The sequence below is a fragment of the Clostridium sp. UBA7503 genome, from assembly GCF_002477055.1.
Taxonomy (GTDB): Bacteria; Bacillota; Clostridia; order Clostridiales; family Clostridiaceae; genus Clostridium_J; species Clostridium_J sulfidigenes.
In genome coordinates this window covers 17122-32745 of record NZ_DLNT01000024.1, presented here as the reverse complement: position 1 = coordinate 32745, position 15624 = coordinate 17122, and the positions used below count along the sequence as shown (strand labels likewise).

General features: G+C 29.7%; 12 protein-coding genes and 2 riboswitches. Of the genes, 10 read left to right on the top strand and 2 right to left on the bottom strand.

The genetic code is table 11. The annotated features are described in order from the left end of the window. Nucleotides 1–282: 282 nt before the first annotated feature. The 8 genes from gap to B3630_RS07380 all read left to right on the top strand — a co-directional run bounded on the left by gap (nucleotide 283) and on the right by B3630_RS07380 (nucleotide 9634). Nucleotides 283–1317, top strand: a complete 1035-nt coding sequence (gap, locus tag B3630_RS07415) for a type I glyceraldehyde-3-phosphate dehydrogenase (RefSeq protein WP_346896849.1) — start codon at nucleotides 283–285, stop codon at nucleotides 1315–1317. A gap of 180 nt (nucleotides 1318–1497) precedes the next feature. Continuing rightward, nucleotides 1498–3474, top strand: coding sequence for a YgiQ family radical SAM protein (locus B3630_RS07410; protein ID WP_346896845.1), 1977 nt, complete (start codon nucleotides 1498–1500; stop codon nucleotides 3472–3474). 291 nt (nucleotides 3475–3765) lie between these two features. Further along, on the top strand, nucleotides 3766–4203 hold the full coding sequence (locus B3630_RS07405; RefSeq protein ID WP_346896843.1) for a MarR family winged helix-turn-helix transcriptional regulator: 438 nt from the start codon (nucleotides 3766–3768) through the stop codon (nucleotides 4201–4203). 60 nt (nucleotides 4204–4263) lie between these two features. Further along, nucleotides 4264–6879 (top strand): ATP-dependent chaperone ClpB, encoded by a 2616-nt coding sequence (gene clpB / locus B3630_RS07400; protein WP_346896841.1) that lies wholly within the window; start codon nucleotides 4264–4266, stop codon nucleotides 6877–6879. 177 nt (nucleotides 6880–7056) lie between these two features. Beyond that, nucleotides 7057–7212 (top strand): zinc-ribbon domain-containing protein, encoded by a 156-nt coding sequence (locus tag B3630_RS07395; protein WP_035132601.1) that lies wholly within the window; start codon nucleotides 7057–7059, stop codon nucleotides 7210–7212. A 201-nt stretch (nucleotides 7213–7413) separates the two neighbouring features. Continuing rightward, nucleotides 7414–8856 (top strand): DEAD/DEAH box helicase, encoded by a 1443-nt coding sequence (locus B3630_RS07390; RefSeq protein ID WP_346896839.1) that lies wholly within the window; start codon nucleotides 7414–7416, stop codon nucleotides 8854–8856. Between the two features lie 160 nt (nucleotides 8857–9016). Next, on the top strand, nucleotides 9017–9172 hold the full coding sequence (locus B3630_RS07385) for a zinc-ribbon domain containing protein (protein WP_150842869.1): 156 nt from the start codon (nucleotides 9017–9019) through the stop codon (nucleotides 9170–9172). 306 nt (nucleotides 9173–9478) lie between these two features. Beyond that, on the top strand, nucleotides 9479–9634 hold the full coding sequence (locus B3630_RS07380) for a zinc-ribbon domain-containing protein (protein ID WP_035132598.1): 156 nt from the start codon (nucleotides 9479–9481) through the stop codon (nucleotides 9632–9634). A gap of 130 nt (nucleotides 9635–9764) precedes the next feature. Here B3630_RS07380 and mgtE read toward each other — a convergent pair whose 3' ends face one another. Both mgtE and B3630_RS07370 read right to left on the bottom strand, forming a co-directional pair. Next, entirely contained in the window at nucleotides 9765–11102 is a 1338-nt protein-coding gene (mgtE, locus tag B3630_RS07375) for a magnesium transporter (protein WP_346896835.1), read from the bottom strand. Between the two features lie 404 nt (nucleotides 11103–11506). Beyond that, a riboswitch (M-box (ykoK) riboswitch) is annotated at nucleotides 11507–11666 on the bottom strand. A 142-nt stretch (nucleotides 11667–11808) separates the two neighbouring features. After that, a complete protein-coding gene (locus B3630_RS07370) occupies nucleotides 11809–12993 on the bottom strand; it encodes a cation:proton antiporter (RefSeq protein ID WP_346896832.1) in 1185 nt (394 codons plus the stop codon). Between the two features lie 142 nt (nucleotides 12994–13135). Then, a riboswitch (Fluoride riboswitch) is annotated at nucleotides 13136–13193 on the bottom strand. A gap of 232 nt (nucleotides 13194–13425) precedes the next feature. Between B3630_RS07370 and B3630_RS07365 the strand changes: the two genes are divergently transcribed. Further along, nucleotides 13426–14589, top strand: coding sequence for an iron-containing alcohol dehydrogenase (locus B3630_RS07365; RefSeq protein WP_346896830.1), 1164 nt, complete (start codon nucleotides 13426–13428; stop codon nucleotides 14587–14589). 281 nt (nucleotides 14590–14870) lie between these two features. Then, entirely contained in the window at nucleotides 14871–15596 is a 726-nt protein-coding gene (locus tag B3630_RS07360; RefSeq protein ID WP_346896828.1) for a hypothetical protein, read from the top strand. Nucleotides 15597–15624 lie beyond the last annotated feature (28 nt).

Sequence of the window (15624 nt, the reverse complement as noted above, 5' to 3'; positions counted from 1 at the left end):
TTTTGCGACGCCCCCTTTATTTATATTACAAAAGTAAAAGTGTAGCACATATATCAGATTTAAATGATTAGTTTTTAATGAAACTTAATAAATAACCTAGTAAATTAAATATTTTTTACATAAATATAAATATGAAAATGGTAGTAAATAAAAGAAAATGAAAGTAAATACTATATTTCAATAGGAAATTAAGAAAAAATATGATATACTATATTTGACACATTTTCTAATGTGATATACTATATTGATATAAAGAGTATAACAATGAATTGCGGGGGTTCAATTATGATAAACGTTGGAATAAATGGATTCGGAAGAATCGGAAGAACTTTTTTAAGGATAGCATGTGAAAGTCCTGAGACGGATTTTAATATTGTAGCTATAAATGCTAGAGCAGATATAAAAACACTTGCACATTTATTTGTTTATGATTCATGCTTTGGTACCTTCAAAGGAGACGTTAAGACAACAGAGGATTCAATAATAATTAATAATAAAGAAATAAAAATAACAAGATGTGGATCACCAAAAGAAATTCCTTGGAAGGAATTAGAGGTTGATTTAGTTATAGAGTCTACTGGAAAATTTAAAACAAAAGAAGAGCTTATGGATCATGTAAAAGCAGGAGCTAAGAAAGTTATACTAACAGCGCCAGGTAAAGATGAAGATATAACAGTAGTAATGGGAGTAAATGATTCTGATTTAGATTTATCACAACATACAATCATATCAAATGCATCATGTACTACTAATTGCCTAGCACCTGTAGCTAAAGTAATAGATGATAAATTTGGAATTAAAAAAGGATTTATAACTACAGTTCACTCTTATACAAATGACCAACAAATCCTTGATAAGAGCCATAAAGATTTAAGAAGAGCAAGAGCGGCAGGAGAATCTATAGTACCAACTACAACTGGAGCTGCTAAAGCAGTTGCAAAAGTATTACCGCAATTAAAGGGTAGATTAGATGGATTTGCATTAAGAGTTCCAACAGCTGCTGTATCTATCACAGATTTAGTTTGTGAAGTGGAGAAAGAAACTACAGTAGAAGAAATAAATAGAGTAATTAAAGAAGCATCTGAAAATGAACTTAAGGGAATATTAGGATTATGTGAATTACCTTTAGTATCTGTAGACTTTAAAGGAGATAGTAGATCTTCTATAGTAGATGGATTATCAACTATGGTAAATGGTAACATGATTAAGATAGCATCTTGGTATGATAATGAGTGGGGATATTCAGCAAGAGTTGTTGATTTAGCTAACTATGTAGCACAGATGTTAAGGGAAGAGAAAGTTACGAAAATAGCTTAAGGTATTAATGTTTTAAGTAACATTATAAATTAATTTTGCCAACTATTATAAAATACCAATATATTTAATTTAGAGTCAGGAGATTATTTTGTAAAAGAAATAGTCTCTTGATTCTTTTTATAGTATAATTAGACCTTGAGTTGAATTATAAATTTGAACTATATTTGAGTAGGTGATTAAATGTTAGAAAATAGATTTTTACCCATTTGTAAAGATGGTATGTTAGAAAGACGATGGGAACAGTTAGATTTTATCATAGTAACAGGAGATGCATACATAGATCATCATAGCTTTGGTACTGCTATAATTTCCAGAGTTCTTGAAGATGCTGAATTTAAAGTAGGAATAATTCCTCAACCTGATTGGCATAGCACTGAGGATTTTATGAAGTTAGGAAGACCTAGATTGGGATTTTTAGTTAATGGTGGTAACATGGATTCCATGGTAAATCATTATACTGTAGCTAAAAGAATTAGAGAAAAGGATCTTTATTCTCCAGGTGGAAAAATGGGTTTAAGACCAGATCGAGCAACTATTGTATACTGTAATAAAATTAGAGAAGCATATAAAAATATTCCGGTTATAATTGGTGGGGTAGAAGCTAGTCTTAGGAGATTTGCCCATTATGATTACTGGAGTGATAAGGTAAGAAAATCAATGTTGGTAGATAGTGGTGCCGATTTACTTATATATGGAATGAGTGAAAAGCAAATACTAGAAGTGGCAAATTGTTTAAATGATGGATTAGAAGTTCAGTATATAAGACATGTGCCTGGAACATGCTATATGATAGATGATTTAGAATATGTAAGTGGGTATATTGAGATACCATCCTATAAAGCTGTATCTACAGATAAGATGGAATATGCCAGAGCATTTAAGGTTCAATATGAAGAACAAGATCCAGTAAGAGGAAAGACTCTAGTACAAAAGCATGCCAATAGATATGTGGTACAAAATAGACCAGAGATGCCTCTAACTAGGGAAGAGTTAGACCATGTTTATGGATTGCCTTACACAAAAAATTATCATCCTTGTTATGAAGAAGCAGGTGGAATAGCAGCTATAGAAGAGGTTAAATTTAGTATAGTTAGTTCTAGAGGTTGCTTTGGAAATTGTTCTTTTTGTGCTATAACTTTCCATCAAGGAAGAATAGTTCAGAGTAGAAGTGAAGATTCTATTTTACAAGAAGTGGTAGAAATAACAAATCTACCTGGTTTTAAAGGATATATTCATGATGTAGGAGGACCTACTGCAAACTTTAGACGCCCAGCATGCAAAATTCAACTTAAGCATGGTGCATGTAAGCATAAACAATGTTTGTATCCAAAACCATGTAAAAATATAGATGCAGATCATACTGAGTATTTAGAACTACTAAGAAAGGTAAGAGCTACTCCTAAGGTGAAAAAGGCATTTGTACGCTCAGGGTTACGTTATGATTATATAATGGCAGATAAAAATGATGCCTTCTTTAAAGAACTTGTAGAACATCATGTAAGTGGACAATTAAAGGTAGCTCCAGAGCATGTTTGTACTGATGTTTTAAAGTATATGGGAAAACCATCTGGGAAGACCTATGATAGATTTGTAGATAAGTTTTATAATCTTACTGAGCAAGTTGGAAAGAAGCAGTATATTATACCTTACTTAATGTCTAGTCATCCAGGTAGCACATTAGCATCGGCTATAGAGTTAGCAGAATATCTAAGAGATATTAATTATCAGCCAGAGCAAGTTCAGGATTTTTATCCAACGCCAGGAACCTTATCTACAGCTATGTTCTATACAGGGGTAGATCCGTTAACTATGAAAGAGATATATGTACCTAAGAGCAAGAGGGAAAAAGCAATGCAAAGAGCTCTTCTTCAATATAGAAACCCTAAAAAGTATGATATAGTATATGAAGCTTTAGTAGAAGCTGGAAGAGAAGATTTGATAGGAAATGGACCTAAGTGTTTAATAAGACCTAAAACACAAGGAAAAAATTTTAACCATGGTGGAAATTATAGTAGACATAAAAAGGTTGGTAAAGAACATAGTAATAGTAAAACAGTTTTACCTAGAGGAAGTCATGGAAGAACTTCTTTAGAAAGAAAAAAGGGTAAAAACACTTCTACTAATAAGAGAAAATCTATGAAGAAAACTCGTCAGTAGTTAGAGAAAATAAATAAAAAATATTAAATAATTAAATCAAAATTTATTGTAAATATAAAGTAAAGTAATAATGATATTAGATTTTCATTATTACTTTTATTTATGATTAATAAAATTTCATTATTGACAAAATAATACGATGATAGTACTATTTATTTAAAGATAAAGTACGAAATTCGTACTAATTAAATTTTACGTTTAGCAAACAATAATATAGGGTTTAATCTATTGATCTAATAATTGAATTATGAGCATTGTAGGATATAAGAAGATTTTAAAGGAGTAGGTGTAATGGAGGATAATGACAAGTTAATTGAAGAATTTTCGAATTTATGGAAAATGTTTTTGTCTTTTTCAAATCAATATAGGACTATGGAGGAGTTTCCTAGGATAGAAAGACTTAATACCATGGAAATTAGTATTATAAGTATTGTCTATGATAGGGAGGATATAATTTTAAAGGAAATTTGTAATATGTTAGACATACCTAAAAGTACTTTAACCAGCGCTATAGATAGGCTAGAAAGACTTAATTATGTGAATAGAACTATTAGTAAGAGAGACAGAAGATCCTATGGATTACAACTTACAGATGAAGGCGAGGAAGTAAAGAATGAACATCTAGCTTTTGAAAGAAAATTATATGGATATGTTTTAAATGCCTTAGACACAAATGATGAAAGAGAAGAATTTTTAAAGTTATTTAGAAAGATAGTTAATAATATTTAAGTTTTATGAAAGGGGAAATGCTACCTAACTAGATATAAAATTGGAGTAGCAGGTGATGTTATGGAAACAGAAAAATTAACAATAAGAGTTCAACAAAGTTTAAATGATGCCTATGAGGAAGCAGTAAGAAATAATCATCAACAAGTAGATATTATTCATTTATTCTCTGCTCTTCTAAATCAAAGAGATGGATTAATACCTAATGTCTTTGAAAAAATGGCTGTGGATGTTGAAGGAATTAAAAGGAAAGTAAATTTAGAGTTAGAGAAAATGCCTAAAGTATTAGGGGAAGGAGCTCGTTCATCTGGAGTTACTGCCACTAGAAGAATCAATGAAGTTCTAGTTAAGGCTCAAGATATGTCAGAGAAATTTCATGATTCCTATATAAGTGTAGAACACATAATGATAGCTATCATAGAGGTAGATGCAAAAGGTGTATCAGGTAAAATACTTAAGGAATATGGAATAGATAAGGAAAGATTTATGGAAGTATTATCTCAGGTTAGGGGAAATCAAAGAGTAGATACTAATAATCCGGAGGGGACTTATGATGCTCTTGCTAAGTATGGAACTAACTTAATTGACCTTGCTAGGGAACATAAATTAGATCCTGTAATAGGAAGGGATGAAGAGATAAGACGTGTAATTAGAATTTTGTCAAGAAGAACTAAAAATAATCCAGTGCTTATTGGTGAGCCCGGAGTAGGTAAGACTGCCATAGTTGAAGGTTTGGCAGAAAGAATTGTACGTGGAGACGTACCAGAAGGATTAAAAGACAGGATAATTTTTTCTTTAGATATGGGAGCTTTAATTGCAGGAGCTAAGTATAGAGGCGAATTTGAAGAAAGACTTAAAGCCGTATTAAAAGAAGTTAAGAATTCTGATGGGAAGATAATATTATTTATAGATGAAATTCATACCATTGTAGGTGCTGGAAAAGCTGATGGAGCTATGGATGCAGGAAATCTTATAAAGCCTATGCTAGCAAGAGGAGAATTACATTGCATTGGAGCTACTACTTTTGATGAATATAGACAATATATAGAAAAAGACAAAGCATTAGAGAGAAGATTTCAACCAATTACTGCAGAAGAGCCTACAGTGCAAGATACAATTTCAATATTAAGAGGACTAAAGGAAAGATTTGAAATACACCACGGAGTTAGAATTCATGATTCAGCTATAGTAACAGCAGCAAAATTATCTAATAGGTATATTCAAGATAGGTTTTTACCAGACAAAGCTATAGATTTAATTGATGAAGCTGGGGCTATGATAAGAAGTGAAATAGATTCTCTTCCTACAGAACTTGATATGGTTAGAAGAAAGTTATTTACATTAGAGACTGAAAGAGAAGCTCTGCTTAAAGAAAGTGATGAAGCATCTCAAAAGAGACTTGAACAACTTCAAAAGGAGTTAGCAGAATTAAAAGAAAAAAATGATGAAATGACTGTTAAATATGAACAAGAAAAAAGTAAGATTCTTGAAGTTAGAACTTTGAAAGAGCAATTGGATGGAGCTAGAGGTAAGGTTGAAAGATATGAGAGAGAATATGATTTAAATAGTGCTGCAGAACTAAAATACGGGGTTATACCACGTCTTGAAGAAGAAATAAAAGAAAAAGAAGAAAGCATGCACGATAATTATGAAACAGCCCTTCTCAAAGAAGAGGTTACAGAAGAAGAAATTTCTCAAATTGTATCTAAGTGGACTGGAATTCCAGTAACACGATTAGTAGAAGGTGAAAGAGAAAAACTATTAAGATTAGAGGAGGAACTTAGTAATAGGGTAATAGGTCAAGATGAAGCTGTAACAGCTGTTGCTAATGCCGTAATTAGGGCTAGAGCAGGAATGAAAGATGAAAATAAGCCTATTGGTTCATTCATTTTTCTAGGGCCTACAGGAGTAGGTAAAACAGAACTGGCTAAAACTTTAGCGAGAAATTTATTTGATAGTGAAGAAAATATTATAAGAATTGATATGTCAGAGTACATGGAAAAATACTCAGTATCAAGACTTATAGGAGCGCCTCCAGGATATGTAGGTTATGAAGAAGGGGGACAATTAACTGAAGCTGTAAGAAGAAATCCATATTCAGTAGTTTTATTTGATGAGATAGAAAAGGCTCATGAAGATGTATTTAACGTATTTCTACAAATATTAGATGATGGAAGACTCACTGACAATAAGGGCAAAACTATAGACTTTAAAAATACTATAATAATTATGACTTCTAATATAGGTAGTAGTCATCTACTAGAGGATAGTGGTGTGATTACTGAAAAAACTAAAGCTTTAGTAATGAGTGAAATGAAGAGTAGGTTCAAGCCAGAATTTTTAAACCGTGTAGATGACATTATAATGTTTAAAACACTAAATATTGAAGGCATAAAGAAAATTATAGATATATTTATTAACCATGTTAGAAGAAGATTATATGATAAAAATATAGGTTTAGAAATTACTGACGTAGCTAAGGAGATTTTAGCAACAGAAGGCTATGATCCAGTTTATGGGGCAAGACCACTAAAAAGATATATTGGAAATGTTTTAGAAACCATGATTGCAAAAAAAATTATAGCTGGCGAAGTTTACGATGGATGTGATATTTTGGTAGATGGTAAGGATGAACAAATAGTATTTGAAATAAGTAATAAAGGGATTACTACTGTATAAATAAAGATAAAATAAAATATTTATATAATTACTTGCATTATACGTAAAGTGTATGTTATACTGAGTAAGTGGTTAAACACAAATAAAATTGAAATAAAGATTTAACATATATAATAATTTTCTCCAATTAGAGGATTTGTTAATAATAGGTGGATCTTTAAAATGGAGGAATTGTAAATGGCAGATAGAACATTAACATGCAGAGATTGCGGAAACGAATTCGTATTCACAGAAGGAGAGCAAGCTTTCTACGCTGAAAAAGGATTTGAAAATGAGCCAACTAGATGTGCTGATTGCAGAAGAGCAAGAAAAGCAGAAAGAAATAGAAGATAATTAATATTTAATATTTCAATGAAAGCTATAAGAAGTGATTCTTATAGCTTTTGTTTTTGAGTTATATAAAATTAACTATTTATATAAAAAGTATTAATGTATAAAATTTTTAAAATAAGTAGAAATATATATATATATAAGTCTAATACGATGTGAAATAGGAATAATGAATAGATATTAATTAGATACAAGGAGATAGTTATGGAAAGTAGATTTAAAAAATATAATTTAAATGAAAACATATTACAGGCTCTAAACAATCTAGGGTTTGAAAATCCTTCTGAAGTTCAAGATAAAACAATACCAAGTCTTTTGGATGGAGAAGATATTATAGTAAAGTCACAAACTGGAAGTGGGAAAACAGCAAGCTTTGGAGTTCCTATTTGTAATGAAGTTAGGGTAGAAGAGGGGAAAATAACAGCGTTAGTTCTAGTTCCCACAAGAGAACTTGCATTACAGGTTAAAGATGATATATCCAATATAGGGAGAATAAAAAAAGTTAGATGTGCTGCTGTTTTTGGAAAGCAGCCTTTTAATGAGCAGGTTAGGGAGCTTAAGCAGAGGGTACATATAGTAATAGGAACACCTGGGAGGATAAGTGACCATATGAATAGAGGGAACTTAAACTTTAAGGATTTAACATATGTAATCATTGATGAAGCAGATAAAATGCTAAATATGGGTTTTATAGATCAGATAAGTGATATATTAGATAGACTACCGAAAAAAAGGACAACAGCTCTATTTTCTGCAACAATACTAGAAAGCATTGAAGAGCTATGCACTAATTATATGATAAACCCTAGATTTTTAGAAATAGAATCCAAGGTATTTAATCGTGATAAAATAAAAGAATCATATTTAAATGTTGAACATAAAGATAAGTTTAAAGCCTTATGGAACAATTTATATGCATGTACACCAGATGCAGCTATAGTATTTTGTAATACCAAAGATAAAGTTAAAAAAGTGTATGAAGAATTAAAGTCAGAGGGAATTTCAGTAGAACAACTACATGGAGATATGGAGCAAAAAATAAGGATTGAAACTATGGAAAGGTTCAAGAATAGGGAATTTAAAGTGCTGGTTGCTACGGATATTGCAGCAAGAGGTATTCATGTAGATAATATAACCCATGTATTTAATTATGAAGTTCCAATGGAAAGAGAAAGTTATGTTCATAGAATAGGTAGAACAGGAAGAGCCGGACGGGAAGGGACAGCTATAACTTTAGTTTCTGAATATGAAAAGAAGTATTTGATTTCTATAGAAGAATACTTAGGGTATAGTATTAAAAAAGGGAATTTCCCAAGTGATTTAGAGATTAAAGAAGGTAAGAGTGTATTTAAGGAGAGTCAGAAAGAACTTAAAGTAGGACAGAGAAATAAAAAGAAAGTAATTCATAAAGATATTCTAAAAGTATACATTGGAGCTGGTAAAAAGAAGAAAATAAGGAATATAGATATAGTGGGAGCTCTTAGTAATCTTCCAGAGTTAAATGGAGACGATATCGGTATAATAGATATACAAGATAATATTTCATATGTAGATATACTGAATAATAAAGGTGAGAATTTATTAAAAAAATATGGAGAGATAATTATTAAAGGGAAAAAAGTTAAAGTGCAAAAATCTAGGAAATAAAATTAAAAATATATATTGAATTATTATTATCACCATGATATACTAAAAGAGTAGTAAATACAAAAAATATATTATAAAGATTTAAGATTAATAACACTTTTCTCCAGTTTTAGAGAATCAGTTAGTTAAAAGTAAATCTTTAAAAATGGAGGAATGAAAAATGGCAGATAGAACATTAACATGTAAAGATTGCGGAAATGAATTCATATTCACAGAAGGAGAGCAAGCTTTCTACGCTGAAAAAGGATTTGAAAATGACCCAGTAAGATGTGCTGATTGCAGAAGAGCAAGAAAAGCAGAAAGAAATAGAAGATAGTAATATTTAATATTTCAATAGAAGCTATAAGAATTAATCTTATAGCTTTATTTTATTATATAAAATTATAATAATTTATTAAAATATAAGGATTGATTTGATATATAGTATATGAGTTATTTAAAAATAAAATAACCCTATAATTGGTATAAAAATGGATATAAGTATTCAAAAAATACTTGAAATTTAACTAGCAAAGTGATAAACTGAAACCATAAAATAAAAAGATTCACATCTATTATAACTTTCTCCGTTTTTAGGGAATTGGTTAATTGAATGTAAATCTTTAAAAATGGAGGAATTAAAATGGCAGATAAAACAATATTATGCAAAGACTGTGGTAAAGAATTTATATTTACAGAGGGAGAGCAAGCTTTCTACGCTGAAAAAGGATTCGAAAATGAGCCAGTAAGATGCCCAGATTGCAGAAGAGCAAGAAAAGCAGAAAGAAATAGAAGATAATAATCTATTTTCTATAGAACTACAAACTAAAGTCTTGTAGTTCTTTTTGTTAGTTAAAGGACTATTCTAAGGCAATTAAAAAGAAAATAAATTGGCCTTTAAATAATCCTTTATTATATTAAAATATAAATTAAACTGCTAAGTGTAATAGATTTACGGATAATGTAAAGTATAGAGTTAGAGCAACCGCATCTACTATAGTTGTGATTAATGGGCTTGCCATAATAGCAGGATCTAATTTTAATTTTTTTGCTAAGATGGGTAGTATGCCACCTACTATTTTTGCTACAACTACAGTACAGAATAAGCTTACACATACAGTGAAAGAAATTATAAAGTTAATTTTTTCAAAATAATATATTCTTATAAAATTTACTATAGCAAGAACGGAACCTGTAATGATGCTAACCCTTAGCTCTTTAAATATAACTTTAAATCCATCAGATAATTTTATATCTCCTAAAGCAAGACCTCTTATGATAAGAGTTGAAGATTGAGATCCGGCATTGCCGCCCGTATCCATTAACATTGGAATGAAGGAAGCGAGAATAACTACTGAGGATAGGACATCTTCAAATCTTCTTATAATGTTTCCTGTAAAAGTTGCTGAAATCATTAATACAAGAAGCCAAACTATTCTATGCTTAGAAAGAGTCCAAACACTGGTCTTTAAGTAGTCTTCTTCATTTGGCTCCATAGCAGCCATTTTTTGGAAGTCTTCTGTGTTTTCTTGGTCAATGATATCTACTATATCATCTATGGTAATTATTCCAACTAATTTTTTTTCATTATCGGTAACTGGGATAGATAATAAGTCATACTTTTTAAATAATTGAGCCACATTCTCTTGATCATCTAAAGTATGAACATGTATAAATTCAGTTTTCATTAAATCTTCTATTAGCATATTTTCATCACTTAAAATAAGTTTTCTTAAAGAAACAATACCTTCTAGCTCTCTGTTATCACCTAAAACATAGCAAGTGTGAATAGTTTCCTTATCTATGCCTGTTTTCTTTATATGAGCAATAGATTCATTTACAGACATATGCTTTTTTAAATCAGCAAATTCTATAGTCATTATACTTCCAGCTGAACTTTCAGGATATTTTAAGAATTGATTTATAATCTTACGAGTATTTTCATCTGTATTTTTTAAAACTTTTTTAACCACATTAGCAGGTAGTTCTTCTAGAAAGTCTATAGTATCATCAATAAATAAATCATCTATAATATTTGAAATTTCACTATCGGTAATAGAATCAATTATAAATAGTCTTTCCTCGTTGTCTAGATAAGAAAATACATGTGCAGCTTTGTCTTTAGGAAGTACTCTGAAAATTTTAACTACAGATTCTTTATCCATTTCCCCCAATAAAGTAGCTATATCTACTACATTCTTTTTTTCAAGAGTTTTTCTTGCGTCAATGAATTTTTTTTCATTGATTAGTTTTATTGTGTTTTCCATTGTTACCCCTCCTATTAATTCAATACATTATGAATGTTCAAAATAAGTATTGACTAAAATTGAAAAATTATAATTTCTAGGTTGTAGTGGGTAAAAAACAATGAAGACATAAAAAACATTAAACGGCATGTTTAATGTTTTGATAAATAACTATGTAATATTTCTATCTGTTTATGGACATAAGATTCTTGATGATAGATTTAACTTTGAAAAAGTTAAAGTAAAATTAAATTATGCCATAAAGAGGGTAAGAAGTTACATAGAGTTTTATTTTTGTATTAAACACTAAACTTATTAAATCTTCATTGTCAATATTACTACTACCATCGTCCATGCTTCTTACACCTCCTAAAATTTATCAAATAAAAAACCTCCGTAAACTAAAACGCAGGCAAACACTAATAATAGTATGTCTCGTTCAAGTTTTAGCTCTGCAAGGCAATGAAATTGCGTTAGATTAAGCCTTCTTTGTTCGGCAAAATCTGCTAACCAGTTAAGAATGTTTCCACTCTTTTACGGTAGCAACCCGTATCCTTGTAGTAACCTCACCTACCGAGGTATATAAAATTTTCCACTAAATAATTGTATTACTTTGTTTAATATAAGTCAACAGTAAAAGGTGAATTTTTTTAAATCATTTAATTTGATAGAATATATTATTATTTATTTTAAAAGAAATAGTAATATATTCTATATTATTACATTTTTAATTCTGAACGTGTAATAAGGATTTACTTGAAACCTTTATTCCAATAGCGCCTAAAGGTGCAGTTATTAAAATGGATAATACAGATATTGCTAGAATTAAATCTCCAGATATAACACCTAGAGATAGAGGCAAGGCCCCCATGGCTGCTTGAACTGTAGCTTTAGGTATATATGAGATGACACAGAAAATCCTTTCCTTTATGTTTAAATTAGTACCTATAAGTGAAATTATAACTCCAACGCTTCTGCCTACTAGTCCTATAAAAATAATTATTATACCTATTGTGCCTGAGGCGAATGCTACAGATATATTTACCTGAGCTCCAACTAATACAAAGAGTAAAATTTCTGAAAATACCCATAATTTATTAAGCCCTTGAGAGAGAGGAGTAGCAACATTAGGGAGTTTTTCTGTAAGAATAAATCCAATGGTCATAACTCCTAAAAGACTTGCAATTAATACTTTATCTTTAAAAATAGTTTCTAAGGTAGTTAGAAGTACAGAAATAGCTAGAACAATTAGTATCTTTTTAATCATATTAATACTACACTTTTTAAATAAGTATATAATAATAAAACCTAATATTAATCCTAGTCCTATTCCTAATATTATGGAAAGTGGTATTTGTAAAAGTTGAGAAGCTATATTAACGTTCTTACCAGAATATAAGGCAAGAAAGCTAGTTAATATTGTAATTGCAAATACATCATCAATAGAAGCACCGGCTAGTATTAAAGTTGGGATGCTCTTATTAGTTCCAATTTTATTATCTATAAGGCTAATCATTTGAGGTACAACTACAGCAGGAGATACGGCAGCAATTATAAATCCAAGGATTCCTCCCTGGATAAAGGTGAATCCTAGTAATTTAGTAGAAATAAAGGCTATAAAAAAACCTTCTAATATTCCAGGTATACAACTCATTTTTATTGCAGGTTTTCCAATCTTCTTTAAATCAGACGTTTTTATACCCATACCAGCTCTTAATAAGATAACAATAAGTGCTATTTTACGCAAATCAGAAGAGATATTTAGTAAATCTCCATGAATCAAATTAAATCCATAGGGACCTATAGTTATTCCTAAAATTAACATACCTAAAAGTCCAGGAAGTTTAATTTTTTCAAATATAAAGTTAGAAACAATTGCAAGTAATATAATAATTGCTATACTCGTAGCCATAAAATAGCCCTCCTTTTAAATTAAAGTTTTACAATGCCAAAATTAATACCATAAATTATTAACACAAAAAATAGAAAAATTTTGTTTTGTAGTAATTTGGTTATTTTACAAATAAAAATCTCCTACAGACATACTCATAGCGTTGTCTGTAGGAGTCATTAGCAATTGCGGTTAAGGTGAACTCCATCACCATAAATTATGTTTTTAGTATATCAATGTTAAGAAATAAAATCAATATTTAAAAGTATAAAACTTCACGGAAAATTTAAATTTCAATACACGACATTTTGTAGAGTTTTATGAAATATCATGATAACATAATAAATATAGAATAAATTTACATAAGCTTTATTAGACATAAAGTTAAATTTAAAATAAAATTAAATAAAAAACTTTGTTACAAATAATATAAGGATAAGAGGAGGAAAGTATATGTTAAACTTTACACTTTACAATCCAACTAAATTAGTATTTGGAGATAGTACAATAGAAACTATAGGAGAACATTTAGTTAAATATGAAGTTAAGAAAGTATTAATAGTATATGGAAAAGGCTCCATAATTAAAAATGGAGTTTATGATACTGTAGTAGAATCTTTAAGGAAGAACGATATAGAGTTTATTGAATTATCAGGAGTTAAGCCTAATCCAGTATTATCAAAAGTTCAAGAAGGCATAAAGCTAGCTAAAGAAAACAATGTAGATGGAGTTTTAGCTGTAGGCGGAGGAAGTGTAATAGATTCATCTAAGGCCATAGCTGCAGGAGCTTGCTGTGAAGGCAATGTATGGGAGTTCTTTGAAGGTAAAGGAAGGGTTAAAAAAGCATTACCACTATTTACTGTGTTGACTCTTTCAGCAACAGGATCTGAGATGAATTCAGGTGGTGTAGTAACTAATGAAGATGAAGGTAAAAAGTGGAGCTTTGGTTCACCTTTATTATATCCCAAAGTATCTATTTTAGATCCATCAGTTCAAAGGTCTCTTCCATCCAATCAAACAGCTAATGGAGCAATAGATGCTATAAGTCACGTATTTGAAGCTTATTATGGTGGAACAGAAAGTACAGATATGCTTGATGAACTTTCAGAAGGTATTGTAAGAACTGTAATTACACATACTAGAGAATTATCAAAAAATAGCAACAATTATAAATCAAGAAGTGAACTTGCTTTTGCAGCAACTTTAGCTTTGAATGGATTGAATGGAGTGGGGAGGAAAGGTGACTGGGCATCTCATTCTATAGAACATTCTCTTTCAGTACTTAATGATATTGCCCATGGTTCAGGTCTTGCTATTATAATGCCTGCATGGATGAAATATGTTTATAAAGAAGATGTTAATAAGTTTGCGAAATTTGCAAGCCATGTATTTACTATAAATGAAGGTAGTGATGAAGAAAAGGCGCTAAAAGGTATTGAGACACTGAGAGATTTCTATAAGGATATAGGAGCACCCATAACTTTAAAAGAAGTGGGAGTTAAGAGAGAAGAACTAGATTTTATAGCTGACAATGCTGCAATCCTTGCACCTCTTGGAACACTTAAACCTTTAAATAGAGATGATATCTATAATATATTAGAAATTGCTTTTGAATAAACTTATAAGAATATAATATTATTAACTTGAAGTAAACATCATATTAAATAAATCTTAATTTATTTAATGTGATGTTTTTTATTTTATATTATAAAATCTTTTAAAAGAATTATAAGTATAACAGAAGATAGTTTACAAAATTAAAGTATAATTTAATGTTAATAAATTTTACAATATACTAATTAAAGATATTTTATAAAAAATAAAAAGGAATAGTAACGTATTTATAGAATATATAAGAAAAAATGGGGTATATTACTGGAGTTTGGGGGAGTAGATTAATGTTAGAAAGTTATGGGTATATACAAAATGAAAATATAACAGTTTATTATATTGGAAATGATATGAGATTTGTAGTAGAAGTTAAAGAGGGAATACTTTATGCATATAAAGAATTAGAAAATTATTTTCATTTAATAGATAAAGGATTTTTTATAAGGGCTATTATAGCTATGAACAGAAGAGAATATAATTATATAAGTAAAATGATTTTAAAACTTAGGGGGAATAATGAATCTAAGAAAAGTCAAGTAGCTATTACATCTAAAAATGATCTATTGATATTATCACCTTTTGCATATGAAGAAGAATCTACTTATACTTATGATGAGCACAAGCTTAAAAAAGTAATTTACAGTCAGGTAGTTCATATATTTCATGAATTTCTATCTTTAAATTCAGAAGTTTCATCTACATGGATAGGACAAGGAATAGCTATGTATTTATCTGAATTATGGAAAGAGGGTGAAGTAAAAAAAGTAATAAATGAAGCTATAAAAAAAGACGTGATACCACAATTAAATGAAATTCAAGAAAATGAAAGTCTATATAAGATATGGGCATGGACTATAGTTAAGTATATAGAAGAAACCCGTGGTAAGGAAACAATAAATAAAATTATAAAAAACTACGATGTAGATGGTATTTTTAATGTATTAAAGTGTTCTATTGATGACTTTGAAGTTCAATGGAACACTTGGTTAAAGGACGAAAATAACCTATCATAGAAAATAAAGACCGTTTCAATTTAGAAAC